Origin of the sequence: Bacillus sp. MYb56, from assembly GCF_002976445.1 — a bacterium.
In the GTDB taxonomy this organism is placed as follows: Bacteria; Bacillota; Bacilli; order Bacillales; family Bacillaceae_G; genus Bacillus_A; species Bacillus_A mycoides.
In genome coordinates this window covers 112,791-128,447 of the sequence record NZ_PCOH01000011.1, presented here as the reverse complement: position 1 = coordinate 128,447, position 15,657 = coordinate 112,791, and the positions used below count along the sequence as shown (strand labels likewise).

The following is a 15,657-nucleotide window of genomic DNA, read 5'->3' as shown; positions in this document are numbered from 1 at the left end:
TTTTAATATTCGTTTAACATTTCATCAATTGTAAATTTCAATCCGTGATAAGCAAATAAAGCTATAATTAAACTTGGGAACCCATAGCGGTTACCTTCATCATCTGGAATAAGACCTTTTAACAGCTTCGTATCAATATGTACATCTGTATATTGTTCCAGTGATTCAACACCTTCTTGAATAGCCGAGATTCCAACGATAGATTGGCCTTCTTCATGAAGTTTTTTCGCGGTTTTTATAATTTCTTCATCTGTCGAAAAACGACTAATAAGAAGTACGCGGTCCGCAGCAGTCACTGCCGCCGGTTCACCGTTTTCTATTAAACGTTTTGCTTGTTTCATTGGTTCGGCGCCAAATAATGCTTCTGAAACAATACCTTCCATTTCGTTTGTACCATGCAAGTAAATGAAGCCATCGCCAACTAACGCCTGGGCAAGTAGACGAGCGCTATCTTCTATATTCATTTCCTCTTTTTGAGAAAATCGGGAGAAATATCCACTTAATTGAGTCGAGAAAATTTTTAACATGTTGTTGCTCCTTTCTTTCGTGTTAGCTGGTTCTCATTATAGCTTATTTTTTTTGGAAAGGGGAAATAGTAGGGTGGCATAACAAAATAGGAAACGGTAAAATAAGAAAGAATAGGAAGGGATTTGGCAAAGAGTAGCGAAAATAAACCGATAAGATATAAGAAGCTTTAAATCTTGTACTTACACAGAAAGGTTGGGAGTTATGGAAGGGAAAATTTTAATCGTTGATGATCAATATGGCATTCGTGTTTTATTGCATGAAGTGTTCCAAAAAGAAGGTTATCAGACGTTCCAAGCAGCGAATGGATTTCAAGCTTTAGATATCGTGAAAAAAGATAATCCGGATTTAGTAGTGTTAGATATGAAAATCCCAGGTATGGATGGTATAGAGATTTTAAAACATGTAAAAGAAATTGATGAGAGTATTAAAGTGATTTTAATGACTGCTTATGGAGAATTGGATATGATTCAAGAAGCGAAAGATTTAGGAGCTTTAATGCACTTTGCTAAACCGTTTGATATTGATGAGATTCGTCAAGCAGTGAGAGATCAGCTTGCTGTAGAGGCGTAAAAAATGAATTTTTTATAAAAAATATGGAAAAAAGCGTTTACATGGACTATTGAGCAGGTGAATACAGTTGAGTTTTTGAGTACAAGTTGTTATCCTATTGAGTGTAGAAAGAAGTCCGGTATGTAAATATACATATTTTACCTTATCCTGGTCATACTACCAGCGATAAGAATTTATCGGATACAAAAAACGTTTTTTAGGAGGATTCACCATGCCTTTAGTTTCTATGAAAGAAATGCTAAACACAGCACTAGAAGGAAAATACGCAGTTGGTCAATTCAACATGAACAACTTAGAGTGGACTCAAGCTATCTTAGCTGCTGCGGAAGAAGAAAAATCTCCTGTAATCTTAGGTGTATCTGAGGGTGCAGCTCGTCATATGACTGGTTTCAAAACAGTTGTAGCTATGGTTAAAGCTTTAATCGAAGAAATGAACATCACTGTTCCTGTAGCGATTCACCTTGACCATGGTTCAAGCTTCGAAAAATGTAAAGAAGCAATCGATGCAGGTTTCACATCTGTAATGATCGACGCTTCTCACCACCCATTCGAAGAAAACGTTGAAACTACTAAAAAAGTGGTAGAATACGCACACGCTCGTAACGTATCTGTTGAAGCTGAGCTTGGAACAGTTGGCGGACAAGAAGACGACATCATCGCTGAAGGCGTAATTTACGCTGATCCAGCAGAGTGTAAGCACCTTGTTGAAGCAACAGGTATCGATTGCCTAGCTCCAGCTCTAGGTTCTGTACACGGTCCTTACAAAGGTGAGCCTAACTTAGGATTCGCTGAAATGGAACAAGTTCGTGACTTCACTGGCGTACCTTTAGTATTACACGGTGGTACTGGTATCCCAACTGCTGATATCGTAAAAGCTATTTCTCTAGGTACTTCAAAAATTAACGTAAACACTGAGAACCAAATTGAGTTTACAAAAGCTGTTCGTGAAGCATTAAACAAAGACCAAGAAGTTTACGATCCTCGTAAATATATTGGACCTGGCCGCGACGCTATCAAAGCAACTGTTGCTGGTAAAATGCGTGAGTTCGGTTCTAACGGTAAAGCGTAAGAATAAAATTCCGTTTTGGAAACCGTCTAGTCTTTTAGACGGTTTCCTTTCGTTGTATAATGAAAGCGCGAACAAGTCTAAAGATTTTATAAAGTGAATTTTTGGTTTGCAAATATAGAAAATAATGTGCATAGTCCTATTAATAAATGTGGTAAGTATCTGAATTGAGTAATTTGATTCGATGAATAGTTAATCTTCATCTATTTGTACAGCAGGGGAGCTACAGGTGATGGTTTTCTACTTATTGAGTTTCAGGATGGAAAGAGTGATTGAGATTCTTAAGGGGGAATCTTCTACTTCTTATAAAGAAGTAGAAGATAAATACATTCACAAGAAGGGAGCTCAATATGGAAAAGTTGCTAATTGAAGGCGGAAGAGCTTTAAATGGAACGATTCGTGTGAGTGGTGCAAAGAACAGTGCTGTTGCACTAATTCCAGCGACAATTTTAGCAGATACTCCAGTAACTATTGGCGGTGTTCCTAATATTTCGGACGTGAAAATGTTAGGAGACTTACTAGAGGAAATTGGAGGGAAAGTAACTTATGGGCAGGAAGAAGAGATGGTAGTCGATCCTTCTAACATGGTTGCGATGCCTTTACCAAATGGAAAAGTGAAAAAATTGCGCGCCTCTTATTATTTAATGGGTGCAATGCTTGGCCGTTTTAAAAAAGCTGTTATTGGGCTTCCAGGTGGATGTCATTTAGGGCCACGACCGATTGATCAGCATATTAAAGGGTTTGAAGCGTTAGGGGCATATGTTACAAATGAACAAGGTGCCATTTATTTAAGAGCAGACGAACTACGCGGGGCACGTATTTATTTAGATGTTGTTAGTGTAGGAGCTACGATTAATATTATGCTAGCGGCTGTACGAGCGAAAGGTAGAACTGTTATTGAAAATGCAGCGAAAGAACCCGAGATTATTGATGTAGCTACATTGTTAACGAGTATGGGAGCACGTATTAAGGGTGCTGGTACAGACGTAATCCGAATTGATGGTGTGGATTCACTGCACGGTTGTCACCACACTATTATTCCAGACCGTATTGAAGCTGGTACGTATATGATTTTAGGAGCAGCATCAGGAGGAGAAGTAACAGTTGATAATGTTATTCCTCAGCATTTAGAATCCGTTACTGCGAAGCTAAGAGAAGCTGGTGTTCAAATTGAAACGAACGATGACCAAATTACAGTGAACGGCAATAGAAGGTTAAAAGTAGTTGATGTAAAAACGCTTGTATATCCAGGGTTTCCAACGGATTTACAACAGCCGTTTACAACGCTTTTAACAAAAGCGCATGGAACAGGAGTTGTAACTGATACAATTTACAGCGCACGTTTCAAGCATATTGATGAATTGCGCCGTATGAACGCGCAAATTAAAGTAGAAGGCCGTTCAGCAATTGTGACTGGACCGGTTTTATTGCAAGGTGCGAAGGTGAAAGCGAGTGACCTACGAGCTGGTGCGTCCCTTGTTATTGCGGGTTTAATGGCAGATGGCATTACAGAAGTAACGGGACTTGATCATATTGATCGAGGTTACGAAAATATAGTAGACAAGCTTAAAGGGCTTGGTGCAAACATTTGGCGAGAACAAATGACAAAGCAAGAAATTGAAGAAATGAAGAATGCATAAAGTGAAACTTTAATCAGTATGGGGTATCCCACGCCGATTATTAACCCTCACCAATCGGGATAAGGTGGTGATACTTCCGTTAATGGGGAGCGAAGAATCACTACTAACGGAAGTACACTTTATAGAAAAACAAGGTTCACAAAATACGGCAGAAATATAAAGACTTAAAGGAGAGGGATTATCGTGGAAAGAAGTTTATCTATGGAGTTAGTACGTGTAACAGAGGCTGCAGCATTATCATCAGCGCGTTGGATGGGGCGCGGAAAAAAAGATGAGGCAGATGGTGCAGCAACATCTGCTATGCGTGATGTATTTGATACAATTCCGATGAAAGGTACAGTTGTAATTGGCGAAGGTGAAATGGATGAAGCGCCAATGCTATATATCGGAGAAAAATTGGGTACAGGATATGGACCACGCGTAGACGTTGCAGTTGATCCTTTAGAAGGGACAAATATCGTAGCGGCTGGCGGCTGGAATGCGCTTGCTGTTATTGCAATTGCAGATCACGGCAATTTGTTACATGCTCCTGACATGTACATGGATAAAATAGCGGTTGGTCCAGAAGCAGTTGGTGCAGTTGATATTGACGCACCTATTATCGACAACTTACGTGCAGTTGCGAAAGCGAAAAATAAAGATATCGAAGATGTTGTAGCGACAGTTTTAAACCGTCCACGTCATCAAGCAATTATCGAAGAAATTCGTAAAGCTGGTGCTCGTATTAAATTAATTAACGATGGAGATGTAGCTGGAGCAATCAATACAGCATTTGACCGTACTGGTGTAGATATTCTATTTGGTTCTGGTGGAGCACCTGAAGGTGTATTAGCTGCGGTCGCATTAAAATGCTTAGGTGGAGAAATTCACGGGAAGCTCTTACCTCAAAACGAAGCTGAACTAGCTCGTTGTAAAAGAATGGGTATTGAAGATATCAATCGTATCCTTCGTATGGAAGACTTAGTAAAAGGTGACGATGCAATCTTTGCAGCAACAGGTGTAACAGACGGAGAACTATTACGAGGCGTTCAATTTAAAGGTAGCGTCGGAACAACACAATCCCTTGTTATGCGTGCAAAATCAGGCACAGTACGCTTCGTAGACGGCCGCCATAGCTTAAATAAAAAACCGAATTTGGTTATTAAATAAAAAGCGTAAGCGGCTCGTTTAGAATCGCAGGACACTTCAAACTCCTGACGAAGAGGCGCTTTTTGCCTCGCAGGGCATTGGAACTCTCGACCTTGAAGCGTTTTTTGCTTCGAGTGAGAGAGTGAAATGACCGGAGATTCTAGCCGCTGGAACTGGATTAAATAAAAGCAGAAATGCCTTATCTATTCTGCCTTAAAATCAGGTGAGTAGAAAAAAGAAAGAAATATGAAAAGGCGAAGACAAATTTTCTTGTCTTCGCTTCTTGTATTTGTGTTTCAACGTATTGATTAAAACTAGATAAAAGGGTTACAATAGTGAATATTATCCTACTTGAACTTATTGCCTTTCATTATTATTTATTTGCCTTCCGTATTTTTCCCTTTACCCATGTGAAAAGAGAATAAAGTTAAAGTGTGGTGTCTGAATGAATTTGTCAATTGCAGCATTAGAAAACATGAAATTAAAAGAGTTATACGAGCTTGCGAAGGAATTTAAGATTTCGTATTACAGCAAGTTAACGAAAAAAGAGCTAATCTTCTCTATCTTAAAAGCTCGAGCAGAAAAAGAAGGTTTCTTTTTCATGGAAGGCGTATTAGAAATTATTCAATCAGAAGGATTTGGATTCTTACGTCCTATCAATTATTCTCCAAGCTCAGAAGATATTTATATCTCGGCTTCGCAAATTCGTCGTTTCGATTTACGTAATGGAGATAAGGTTTCTGGTAAAGTACGACCTCCGAAAGAAAATGAGCGCTATTTTGGATTGCTACAAGTTGAAGCTGTAAATGGAGATGATCCAGACTCAGCAAAAGAGCGTGTACATTTCCCTGCATTAACACCGTTATACCCAGATCGCCAAATGAAATTGGAGACGGAAACGAAAAAGTTACCGACACGCATCATGGATTTAATCGCACCAGTTGGATTTGGACAACGTGGTTTAATTGTTGCGCCTCCAAAGGCTGGTAAAACAAGTCTGTTAAAAGAAATTGCACACAGTGTCACAACAAATCATCCGGAAGCAGAATTAATTGTACTTTTAATTGATGAGCGTCCAGAGGAAGTAACAGATATTGAACGTTCTGTTAAAGGTGATGTTGTAAGTTCTACTTTTGATGAAGTGCCAGAGAATCATATTAAAGTAGCGGAGCTTGTATTAGAGCGTGCAATGCGTCTTGTAGAACATAAAAGGGACGTTGTCATTTTAATGGATAGTATTACCCGTTTAGCGCGTGCTTACAACCTTGTTATTCCGCCAAGTGGTAGAACCTTATCGGGTGGTATTGATCCTGCTGCTTTTCATAGACCGAAGCGTTTCTTTGGGGCTGCGCGTAATATCGAAGAGGGCGGTAGCCTAACAATTTTAGCAACAGCGCTTGTTGATACAGGGTCTCGTATGGATGATGTAATTTACGAGGAGTTTAAAGGAACTGGAAATATGGAACTTCACTTAGATCGCTCATTAGCTGAGCGCCGTATCTTCCCAGCGATTGATATTCGTCGCTCTGGTACGCGTAAAGAAGACCTATTAATTCCGAAAGAACATTTAGACAAGCTGTGGGGTATTCGTAAAACAATGCGTGATACACCAGACTTTGTTGAAGGCTTCTTACGTAAACTTCGTCAAACAAAGACAAATGAAGAATTTTTACAAAACATTGTTGCAGACTCAAAAAGGTATGTAACCACTAAGTAAAGGGAAAAGATGGGGACTCGCTTATTTCGTAGTAAGCGAGTTTTTTATGTTTTTAAGGGAATATTAGAGAGAGTAATATATGGAAAAAATTTGTTTTTTGAGATGGAAATCATATTTGGATTGAGAGCTTGAAGTGCCCTACGATTCTGGGCGAGCCGCTTGCGCTTTAAGGTGTATCTAGTTCCATCTCCAGCGGCTAGGATGGTCGATGGCTTCGCTTCTTCCTACGAGGCAAAAAGCGCCTCTACGTCAGAACCTCCATCCCCCTCTCATTCTGAACGAGCCGCTTGCGCTTTAAGGTGTATCTAGTTCCATCTCCAGCGGCTAGAATGGTCGATGGCTTCGCTTCTTCCTACGAGGCAAAAAGCGCCTCTACGTCAGAAGCTCCATCCCCCTCTCATTCTGAACGAGCCGCTTGCGCTTTTAGGTATATCCAGCTCCAGCGGCAAGAATCTCCGGCCATTTCGCTCTCTCGGTCGAAGCAAAAAGCGCTTCTTGGTCGAGAGCTTGAAGTGACTTGCGATTCTGAATGAGCCGCTTGCGCTTTTAATTGATATCCAGTTCCGGCGGCTAGAATCTCCGGCCATTTCGCTCTCTCGGTCGAAGCAAAAAGCGCTTCTTGGTCGAGAGCTTGAAGTGACCTGGATTCTGAACGAGCCGCTTGTGCTTTTAATTTTTAAAAAGACAAAAACAGGTAGTTGCAAAATGGAGTTAGCCTTGTTATAATTTCATCATATGTGTTTCATCAATATAGTTGTGTAAGCAGCTGAAGATGAAAAACTCTGTTTCGAAAATGATTCAGGGCGGAAGGAGATGAAAAGAATGAAAGCAGGAATCCATCCAAATTACAATAAAGTTGTATTTATGGACACGAACACTGGCTTCAAATTCTTAAGCGGGTCTACAAAAGGCTCTAGCGAAACTGTTGAGTGGGAAGATGGTAACACTTATCCATTACTAAAAATTGAGATCAGTTCTGATTCTCACCCATTCTACACTGGACGTCAGAAGTTTGCTACTGCAGACGGACGTGTTGACCGCTTCAATAAGAAATACGGCATCAAGTAATAAAGAACATAAAACAGGCAAGTGTATGTATTCGCTTGTCTGTTTTTTTTGCAAAAATATTAAACCTTTACCCTACTTTGGATTAGGAAAGTAGATGAAAGGAGAGCTCAATGTACTTAATGAATCAAAATGGTTGGATTGAAGTGATTTGCGGGAGTATGTTTTCTGGGAAATCAGAAGAGCTCATCCGCCGTATACGCCGTACACAATTTGCGAAACAACATGCGATTGTATTTAAACCATGTATTGATAATCGTTATAGTGAAGAAGATGTTGTATCACATAATGGATTAAAGGTTAAAGCAGTTCCTGTTTCAGCTTCAAAAGATATATTTAACCATGTAACAGAAGAAATGGATGTTATTGCAATCGATGAGGTACAATTTTTTGATGGGGACATTGTGGAAGTGGTGCAAGTATTGGCAAATCGTGGCTATCGTGTCATTGTAGCTGGATTAGACCAAGATTTCCGTGGTCTACCATTTGGACAAGTTCCTCAGCTGATGGCGATTGCTGAACATGTAACTAAATTGCAGGCAGTTTGTTCTGCATGTGGATCTCCTGCAAGTCGTACGCAACGTTTAATCGATGGAGAACCAGCGGCATTTGATGATCCAATTATTTTAGTTGGGGCTTCAGAATCGTATGAACCACGTTGTCGTCATTGTCATGCAGTACCTACAAAACAAAGATAAGTGAAACTCGCTATGTAGAGCGGGTTTTTTTCGAAAATAGATGAAGATTGGTGGCAAGCTCTTCGTGTCTAAGAACCGCCGCTACTCAAGGTGAAAAGCACCTTTTGTGCGAGAGAACCTTAGCCAGTCAGAGCTGAGCGAGCCGCTTGCGCTTTTAAATATTATCTAGCTCCAGCGGCTAGAATGGTCGGTGGTTTCGCTTCTTCCTGCGAGGCAAAGAGCGCCTCTCTGTCAGAAGCTCCAACCTCCTCCCATTCTGAGCGAGCCGCTTGCGCTTTAAATATTATCTAGCTTCAGCGGCTAGAATCTCCGGCCATTTCACTCTCTCGCTCGAAGCAAAAAGCGCTTCAAGGTCGAGAGTTCCAATGTCCTGCGATCCTGAGCAAGCCGCTTACGCTTTTAAATATAATTTGCGTTTTTTTGATTAAGTACCATATACTATTTGTATTAGATACTAGGATGTAGAGGTGAATGGTGTGTTAGATCGTTTGCAAGCTGTAGAAGATCGTTATGAGAAGTTGAATGAGTTGTTAAGTGACCCAGAGGTTATTAGCGATACAAATAAGCTTCGTGAGTATTCAAAAGAGCAATCTGATATTCAGGACACGGTAGAGGTGTACCGTGAGTATAAAGATGTTCGTGAGCAATTACGAGATGCAAAGGCAATGTTAGAAGATAAGTTAGACGCTGATATGCGTGATATGGTAAAAGAAGAGGTTTCTGAATTAGAAGGACAAGAGAAAACATTATCAGAACGTCTGAAAATTTTACTTGTTCCAAAAGACCCTAATGATGATAAAAACGTTATCGTTGAGGTTCGTGGCGCTGCTGGTGGTGACGAGGCAGCTTTATTTGCTGGTGATTTATATCGTATGTATAGCCGTTATGCTGAGGTGCAAGGTTGGAAAACTGAAATTATCGAAGCGAGCTATACAGAGTTAGGTGGATATAAAGAGATTATCTTTATGATTAACGGTAAAGGTGCTTTCGCGAAGCTGAAATTCGAGAATGGTGCTCACCGTGTACAACGTGTTCCTGAAACGGAATCTGGCGGACGTATTCATACATCTACAGCAACTGTAGCTGTACTACCAGAGGCAGAAGAAGTAGAAATTAATATTCATGAAAAAGATGTTCGTGTTGATACGTTTGCTTCTAGTGGTCCTGGTGGACAAAGCGTTAATACAACGATGTCAGCGGTACGTTTAACGCATTTACCGACTGGTGTAGTTGTATCTTGTCAGGATGAGAAATCACAAATTAAGAATAAAGAAAAAGCGATGAAAGTATTACGCGCACGTGTTTATGATAAATTTAGACAAGAAGCGCAAGCTGAGTATGATCAAAACCGTAAACAAGCTGTTGGTACGGGAGATCGTTCAGAGCGTATTCGTACGTATAACTTCCCGCAAAACCGTGTTACAGACCATCGAATCGGTTTAACGATTCAAAAGCTAGATCAAATCCTACAAGGTAAGTTAGATGATTTCATCAATGCCTTAGTGATGGAAGATCAGGCGCAAAAGATGGAGGCAGCTGAGTAATGCGTGTCTATGAAGCCCTGAAATGGGCTTCTTCTTTTTTACAGGAAAATGGACGAGATGAAAATGCGGGAGAAATTGTCCTTTGTCATGTATTAAAGACGAACAGAACCGGAATGCTCATGAATATGCGTGAAGAAATAACTGCGGAACAAGAGAAAAGTTTTGCACAATTTATCCACAAGCATGTAGAAGGTATTCCGATCCAATATATGCTCGGTTATGAAATGTTTTATGGCCGATCATTCTTTGTAAATGAAGAGGTATTGATACCAAGACCGGAAACAGAGGAACTTATAGTTGGAGTGCTAGAGAGAATTGAGCGCCATTTCGGTAATGAGGAGCTTCACATAGCGGATATTGGAACAGGTAGTGGAGCGATTTCTATTACGCTCGCTTTAGAAAATAAAAATCTTCATGTGTATACAGTAGATATCGCACAGGAGTCGATTGAAGTTGCAAAAGAAAATGCAAAAACTTTAGGGGCGGATGTAACTTTCTATCATGGCGATTTACTGTCTCCATTTTATGAAACAGGTCAGAAGTTAGATGTTGTTGTTTCCAATCCTCCGTACATACCAGAGGAAGATTGGCGTGGTCTTTCTACTGTTGTGAAGGAGCATGAGCCGAAGCGTGCGCTTGTTGGTGGGGAAGATGGACTAGATTTCTATCGTCGTTTTATGGAGGAATTGCCGAATGTATTACAGAAAAAGGCGATTGTGGCGTTTGAAATTGGTGTAGGGCAAGGTGAAGATGTGAAAGCATTATTACAGCAAACTTTCCCGCGCGCTCAAGTTGAAGTTGTATTTGATATTAATGGAAAAGATCGCATGGTATTTGCAGAGATGGAGTAAGGCATAAGCCTTACTCTATTTTTTGTATGAAAAATTCGTAACTACTCAGCCATACATTTTATTTAGAATTTTGGTAAGGGGAATTATTTCAGCGAAAATACGCACCTTATTACCTATACATAGCCAGTTACTCTCGCCAATTAAAAAAATGCTTTTCTATCGGTTTTTTATATAGATTTTGAATTTAATAGTTTAGAAAGATGAAAGTCTGTCCACACTGTTTCTAGAGGGGACGGTGGAGGAAATGAAAAAACAAGTTATTGCTTACTTTCTTTTATTATTAATTGGTGCACAGTTACTTGTGCAGTTTGGATATATGAAAGCTGATGCAAAAGGGCCTACTGTTATTCCGAAAGAGGCCGTTCGATTACGTATTTTAGCTAATAGTGATTCCGATAAAGATCAGGCGTTAAAGCGTAAAGTACGCGATGAAGTAAAAGCGCAAATTGATGGATGGGTAGCGGATTTAACGTCATTTGAAGAAGCTCGAAAAGTAATTCAAAATCATATTCCTGAAATTGAAAAGACAGTGGCAAATACACTGAAAAGAGAAGGAAGTAAAGAGGCGTTTCAAGTGAAATTCGGTAAGAATGTGAAGTTTCCTACAAAGGTATATGGGAATTTTATTTATCCGGCAGGAGAATATGAAGCGGTACTTATTACAATTGGAAAAGGTGAAGGTGCAAACTGGTGGTGTGTATTATTTCCACCGATGTGTTTCTTAGATTTTTCAAGTGGTACAGCTGTAAGGAAAGAAGAACATGTTGTGAAAGCTGAATCTCCTGAAGAGGAGCAGGTGAGACAACTAGATGAGGAAGTAGTGGATGTACCGGAGAAGAAAGAGGATAAGGTGAAAGAAAAGAAAGTAGTAAAGCCGGAAAAAGCTGAAAAAGTAACAGCACAGGAAAAGAAAGTAGTAAAACACGAAACACAAGTAGAAGAACAGCCTGTAAAAAAAGTAGAAACAAAAACTGTGGAAAAAGTGGAGAAACCTGTGGAGCAAAAACAAGAAAAGCAAAATGAATATGTAACAGTAGAAGAGGAAGAGAAACCAGAGGTTAAATTATTTATCGTCGAAGCTTTTACATCTTTATTCTCTAAATAGTGCTATTAATAAATCCTTCCTCATATATATCAATGAGGAGGGATTTATTATGAAGAACGTGTATTTTGCTACGAAAGCAGATGTAGAAAGATTACATTCTTTTTTCGGACAAGCTAATAAAAAAGATGATAAAATAAATGAGTTGTACGCACAATTTATGATCTTGGAAGAGGCGGGAGAAATACGAGCGGTAATTGGATATGAACAAAGTGGAGAAAATGCACTTATCCGTTCTTGTTTATTCACACCTAATGTGGATAAACAGACTTTCTTATATTTTTTCGAGATGTTTTTGCAGTATATGAAAGAAAAAGATATTCGACAATTGTACTTACTCACAAATCATCCACAATCTGTGACCATCTTTCAGTTTTTTAACTTTGTCATTATAGAGAAAGAGGAAGTGCCAGAGGAAATTCGACAGTTAGAACACTTTTGTAAAAATATAAAAGAGCTAAATGCAATAATACTAAATTGTCAGCTATTCACAAAGTTATCCACGGACAAACAAGGTTTATCCACATTTTGTGGATAAACCTTGTTTGTCTTTTGGATAAATCTCATAGTAAACTAAAAATAGACAAGTATTTCATGGTAGAAAAGGACGTGGGAAAAAATGCATACAAATATGTGGGTTGTGGATAATGTTGTGGAAAGAAAAAAATATTATCCACAATTAAAAGAAGCAGCGAGATTATTAAGAGAAAATGAAGCGGTGGCCTTCCCAACGGAAACGGTATATGGGTTAGGAGCAAACGCAATGGATGATGAAGCGATAGCGAAAATTTTTGAAGCGAAAGGGAGGCCGAGCGATAATCCACTGATTGTCCACATAGGAACAAAATCTCAGTTAGATGGTATCGTAAGAGAAATTCCGCCGGTTGCAGAAAAGTTAATGGAGCATTTTTGGCCAGGACCATTAACAATCATTTTACCGAGAAAAAAAGGGATTTCAGAGAGGGTTACGGCAGGACTTAATACAGTCGGAGTGAGGATGCCGGATCATCCAGTAGCGCTCGCCCTTATTGAAGAGGCAAACGTGCCTGTTGCGGCACCGAGTGCGAATCGTTCAGGACGCCCAAGTCCAACGTTAGCTTCTCATGTGTATGAAGATTTAAATGGGAAAATTGCTGGTATTGTTGATGGCGGGGCAACAGGAGTAGGCGTTGAATCAACTGTAATTGATTGTACGAGCGAGGTTCCGACGATTTTACGTCCAGGTGGGATTACGAAGGAGCAATTAGAGGCCGTGATAGGAAATGTTTCTTTAGATCCAGCTTTAAAGGATGAGAAAGAAAAACCAAAATCACCTGGAATGAAATATACACATTATGCACCGAAAGCGCCACTTAGTATTGTTGAAGGGTCCCGTGAGTTTATTCAACGTATTGTGGATGAGAAAAAGAAAGAAGGATTTAAAGTAGGTGTATTAACGACAGAAGAGTATCAGCATGTGTATAGTGCAGATGTTGTATTGTCTTGTGGTGTGCGAAGCGATTTAGCCAGCGTTGCGACTAAGTTATATGATGTGCTTAGAACGTTTGATGCAAGTGAAGTAGATGTTATTTTTAGTGAATCATTCCCGAATGAAGGCATAGGAAATGCAATTATGAATCGTTTAACAAAAGCTGCGGGACATCAGATTATTATTGAATGATAATGTACCTTTAGCAAACAGAATATTTCTCCTCGGATAAGCATATTGTGAAGTAGCACGTCCGAGGGGGGATATGAATGACACTTGAACAATTAATACCTTTAATAATTATGGCATTTGCCCTGGGGATGGATGCATTTTCAGTGAGCCTCGGTATGGGGATGGTAACATTAAAGTTAAGACAAATCCTTTATATAGGTATGACGATTGGGATATTTCATATTATTATGCCATTTATCGGAATGGTACTAGGACGTTTTCTATCAGAGAGGTATGGGGATGTCGCAAATTTTGCAGGAGCTATTTTATTAATTGGGCTAGGGTTCTATATCGTATATTCGTCTATTTTAGAAGGAGAAGAGACTAGAACTGCTCCAATTGGAATTAGTTTATTTGTATTTGCATTTGGTGTCAGTATAGATAGTTTTTCAGTAGGTCTTAGTCTTGGAATTTACGGAGCAGAGACAATTATTACGATATTATTGTTCGGACTAATAAGTATGTTACTGGCTTGGATGGGTTTATTGCTTGGTAGCCATGCCAAAAATATACTTGGCACATACGGTGAAATAGTAGGTGGTATTATTCTTGTTGGGTTTGGATTGTATCTCCTTTTTCCTATATAATTTTATGTAGGAGGGAATTATGAACAAGCTATTGGAATGGTATGTTAAGCTTTTAACCTTCTTTCCTCGATGGCTAAGAAGACTTATAATATTGGGTGTTATTTTGCAAATTTCGATGTTAGGTTGGATTAAGTTAATTCGTGAATGGTGAGATAGTTCCTTTCTGTGCATAGTTTCGTTTGTACTATATTGATCACACTAAAAAATTACAAATATAGAAAGGATGAGATGAATGACGAGATTGAAGCAAGTTTTTGGTATTATTATTAGTTTTTTTGTTTTTTGGTTCAGTATGCTCGGTGTACAAATGTTTGCTGAGTTTTTAGATATTGAGTCATTGAAGTTTGTTGCAGGAAAATCGGAGGCGGCGCGTACTTTTTATTCTCCGTACCCGTTTTTAATTGTTTTCCTTATTACGTTACTTTCCTTATATTTCTTTGTAATAAAGCTTGGTAGATCTAAAAAAGAGAAATTCCCGGCATTAGAGGAGAAGAACGAAGAATTACGATAAAAAACCCCCCGCTTTCAGCGGGGGGTTATGTTTGAGTGATGAAGCTGGAGCTTTTCGGTGGTATCCAGTTCCAGTGGCCAGCTCCAGCGGCTAGAATGGTCGGTGGCTTCGCGCCTTCCTGCGAGGCAAAAAGCGCCTCTACGTCAGGAGCTCCATCCCCCTCTCATTCTGAACGAGCCGCTTCCGCCTTTAAATGGGCCTCACTAATTCAAATTGTTCTCCTAGTTTTGCGTAGTTGTGTCCTGCTAGGCGGCTTATTGGTTTTAGTTCTTCGGCGTGAATTCGGCCGTTTTCGTATAAGTGTTCAGCGACGTGAAAGCGGACGACGCGGCCGATTAGTAGGTCACAAGCTGGCGAGTCTTCGGTTCCGCCGAGTGGGATAGCGCGTTCTAATATGCACTCCATTCGAATGTTTGCTTCTTTGACCCCTGGTACTGAAATGACATCACTGTCAATCGGTGTTAGTTTTGCTAATTCGATTTCACTTTCATTAGGAGGTAGGTTCGCTGCTGTTTCGTTGATCGCTTCTACGTAAGATTCATCAGAAATATGTACGACAAATTCCCCTTTTTCTATTGCGTTTCTGGAAGTGTCTTTCGGTTTTCCTTCTTTGCGTTGTACTGAAACTGAGATAAGTGGTGGATTGGCAGCGACGATATTGAAATAACTATATGGCGCACCGTTCAATACGCCATCTTTAGTTACAGAAGTAACGAATGCAACAGGACGTGGAATGATACTTCCTGTTAGTAATTTGTAATTATCTTTTTCAGTTTGTTCGTTTGGATTAATGGATAACATGTTGTAATCCCCTTTCTAAATATGAATACTTATTGTTCCTTTACAAGATATCAATGGGAATCTCCTGCTGAAAATAATATTTTTTTGATGATGTAAAAAAAGAGATTACCTCGATTGTACTGAAGTAATCTCTTTTTTGGTAAATATCTT

The 15,657-nt window shown here is 39.6% G+C and carries 17 protein-coding genes; 15 read left to right on the top strand and 2 right to left on the bottom strand.

Annotation, left to right across the window (positions count from 1 at the left end):
- Positions 1-2 precede the first annotated feature (2 nt).
- Positions 3-527 carry a DUF2529 domain-containing protein gene (locus CQ058_RS15530; protein WP_105589847.1) on the bottom strand — a complete coding sequence of 175 codons (525 nt, stop codon included), beginning with the start codon at positions 525-527 and terminating at the stop codon, positions 3-5.
- Positions 528-729: 202 nt separating this feature from the next.
- On the opposite strand from CQ058_RS15530, the gene spo0F reads away from it, so the two are divergent.
- The 15 genes from spo0F to CQ058_RS15450 all read left to right on the top strand — a co-directional run bounded on the left by spo0F (position 730) and on the right by CQ058_RS15450 (position 14,706).
- The gene (spo0F, locus tag CQ058_RS15525) at positions 730-1,098 is read left to right on the top strand and encodes a sporulation initiation phosphotransferase Spo0F (RefSeq protein ID WP_000398592.1); all 369 of its coding nucleotides are present in this window, start codon (positions 730-732) and stop codon (positions 1,096-1,098) included.
- A gap of 211 nt (positions 1,099-1,309) precedes the next feature.
- A complete protein-coding gene (locus tag CQ058_RS15520) occupies positions 1,310-2,167 on the top strand; it encodes a class II fructose-bisphosphate aldolase (protein WP_002068568.1) in 858 nt (285 codons plus the stop codon).
- A gap of 347 nt (positions 2,168-2,514) precedes the next feature.
- Entirely contained in the window at positions 2,515-3,804 is a 1,290-nt protein-coding gene (murA, locus tag CQ058_RS15515) for a UDP-N-acetylglucosamine 1-carboxyvinyltransferase (protein WP_002034893.1), read from the top strand.
- A gap of 183 nt (positions 3,805-3,987) precedes the next feature.
- Positions 3,988-4,953 (top strand): class II fructose-bisphosphatase, encoded by a 966-nt coding sequence (glpX, locus tag CQ058_RS15510; protein WP_002016310.1) that lies wholly within the window; start codon positions 3,988-3,990, stop codon positions 4,951-4,953.
- A gap of 424 nt (positions 4,954-5,377) precedes the next feature.
- Positions 5,378-6,649 (top strand): transcription termination factor Rho, encoded by a 1,272-nt coding sequence (gene rho, locus CQ058_RS15505; protein WP_002016308.1) that lies wholly within the window; start codon positions 5,378-5,380, stop codon positions 6,647-6,649.
- A gap of 822 nt (positions 6,650-7,471) precedes the next feature.
- Positions 7,472-7,717 (top strand): type B 50S ribosomal protein L31, encoded by a 246-nt coding sequence (locus CQ058_RS15490; protein WP_000643447.1) that lies wholly within the window; start codon positions 7,472-7,474, stop codon positions 7,715-7,717.
- A gap of 110 nt (positions 7,718-7,827) precedes the next feature.
- Positions 7,828-8,412, top strand: coding sequence for a thymidine kinase (locus CQ058_RS15485; protein ID WP_000281086.1), 585 nt, complete (start codon positions 7,828-7,830; stop codon positions 8,410-8,412).
- 476 nt (positions 8,413-8,888) lie between these two features.
- Positions 8,889-9,956, top strand: coding sequence for a peptide chain release factor 1 (gene prfA / locus CQ058_RS15480; protein ID WP_002113060.1), 1,068 nt, complete (start codon positions 8,889-8,891; stop codon positions 9,954-9,956).
- Positions 9,956-10,807, top strand: a complete 852-nt coding sequence (prmC, locus tag CQ058_RS15475; RefSeq protein WP_002068570.1) for a peptide chain release factor N(5)-glutamine methyltransferase — start codon at positions 9,956-9,958, stop codon at positions 10,805-10,807. Before prfA ends, prmC begins: the two co-directional genes overlap by 1 nt.
- 244 nt (positions 10,808-11,051) lie before the next feature.
- Positions 11,052-11,912, top strand: coding sequence for a stage II sporulation protein R (spoIIR, locus tag CQ058_RS15470; RefSeq protein WP_002130069.1), 861 nt, complete (start codon positions 11,052-11,054; stop codon positions 11,910-11,912).
- A gap of 49 nt (positions 11,913-11,961) precedes the next feature.
- Positions 11,962-12,447, top strand: coding sequence for a GNAT family N-acetyltransferase (locus CQ058_RS15465; protein WP_105589846.1), 486 nt, complete (start codon positions 11,962-11,964; stop codon positions 12,445-12,447).
- Positions 12,448-12,528: 81 nt separating this feature from the next.
- Positions 12,529-13,569: an L-threonylcarbamoyladenylate synthase gene (locus CQ058_RS15460; protein WP_002016299.1), complete on the top strand. Its 1,041-nt coding sequence runs from the start codon at positions 12,529-12,531 to the stop codon at positions 13,567-13,569.
- 77 nt (positions 13,570-13,646) lie between these two features.
- Positions 13,647-14,195 carry a manganese efflux pump MntP gene (locus CQ058_RS15455; protein WP_002016298.1) on the top strand — a complete coding sequence of 183 codons (549 nt, stop codon included), beginning with the start codon at positions 13,647-13,649 and terminating at the stop codon, positions 14,193-14,195.
- A gap of 19 nt (positions 14,196-14,214) precedes the next feature.
- Entirely contained in the window at positions 14,215-14,346 is a 132-nt protein-coding gene (locus CQ058_RS32310; RefSeq protein WP_002139014.1) for a hypothetical protein, read from the top strand.
- 81 nt (positions 14,347-14,427) lie between these two features.
- Complete coding sequence (locus CQ058_RS15450; RefSeq protein WP_002034899.1) at positions 14,428-14,706, top strand: DUF3935 domain-containing protein; 279 nt, start codon at positions 14,428-14,430, stop codon at positions 14,704-14,706.
- Positions 14,707-14,895: 189 nt separating this feature from the next.
- Here the strand turns inward: CQ058_RS15450 and CQ058_RS15445 are convergent, their stop codons facing one another.
- The gene (locus CQ058_RS15445; RefSeq protein ID WP_002034901.1) at positions 14,896-15,507 is read right to left on the bottom strand and encodes a flavin reductase family protein; all 612 of its coding nucleotides are present in this window, start codon (positions 15,505-15,507) and stop codon (positions 14,896-14,898) included.
- Positions 15,508-15,657: the final 150 nt, after the last annotated feature.

What these genes read in the sequence shown, in the direction of transcription:
- CQ058_RS15465 (WP_105589846.1), top strand. Translation starts at nt 11,962, where the DNA reads ATGAAGAACGTGTATTTTGCTACGAAAGCAGATGTAGAAAGATTACAT.
- CQ058_RS15520 (WP_002068568.1), top strand. Translation starts at nt 1,310, where the DNA reads ATGCCTTTAGTTTCTATGAAAGAAATGCTAAACACAGCACTAGAAGGA.
- CQ058_RS15485 (WP_000281086.1), top strand. Translation starts at nt 7,828, where the DNA reads ATGTACTTAATGAATCAAAATGGTTGGATTGAAGTGATTTGCGGGAGT.
- CQ058_RS15450 (WP_002034899.1), top strand. Translation starts at nt 14,428, where the DNA reads ATGACGAGATTGAAGCAAGTTTTTGGTATTATTATTAGTTTTTTTGTT.
- CQ058_RS15445 (WP_002034901.1), bottom strand. Translation starts at nt 15,507, where the DNA reads ATGTTATCCATTAATCCAAACGAACAAACTGAAAAAGATAATTACAAA.
- spo0F (WP_000398592.1), top strand. Translation starts at nt 730, where the DNA reads ATGGAAGGGAAAATTTTAATCGTTGATGATCAATATGGCATTCGTGTT.
- prmC (WP_002068570.1), top strand. Translation starts at nt 9,956, where the DNA reads ATGCGTGTCTATGAAGCCCTGAAATGGGCTTCTTCTTTTTTACAGGAA.
- CQ058_RS32310 (WP_002139014.1), top strand. Translation starts at nt 14,215, where the DNA reads ATGAACAAGCTATTGGAATGGTATGTTAAGCTTTTAACCTTCTTTCCT.
- CQ058_RS15490 (WP_000643447.1), top strand. Translation starts at nt 7,472, where the DNA reads ATGAAAGCAGGAATCCATCCAAATTACAATAAAGTTGTATTTATGGAC.
- murA (WP_002034893.1), top strand. Translation starts at nt 2,515, where the DNA reads ATGGAAAAGTTGCTAATTGAAGGCGGAAGAGCTTTAAATGGAACGATT.
- rho (WP_002016308.1), top strand. Translation starts at nt 5,378, where the DNA reads ATGAATTTGTCAATTGCAGCATTAGAAAACATGAAATTAAAAGAGTTA.
- CQ058_RS15460 (WP_002016299.1), top strand. Translation starts at nt 12,529, where the DNA reads ATGCATACAAATATGTGGGTTGTGGATAATGTTGTGGAAAGAAAAAAA.
- CQ058_RS15455 (WP_002016298.1), top strand. Translation starts at nt 13,647, where the DNA reads ATGACACTTGAACAATTAATACCTTTAATAATTATGGCATTTGCCCTG.
- spoIIR (WP_002130069.1), top strand. Translation starts at nt 11,052, where the DNA reads ATGAAAAAACAAGTTATTGCTTACTTTCTTTTATTATTAATTGGTGCA.
- CQ058_RS15530 (WP_105589847.1), bottom strand. Translation starts at nt 527, where the DNA reads ATGTTAAAAATTTTCTCGACTCAATTAAGTGGATATTTCTCCCGATTT.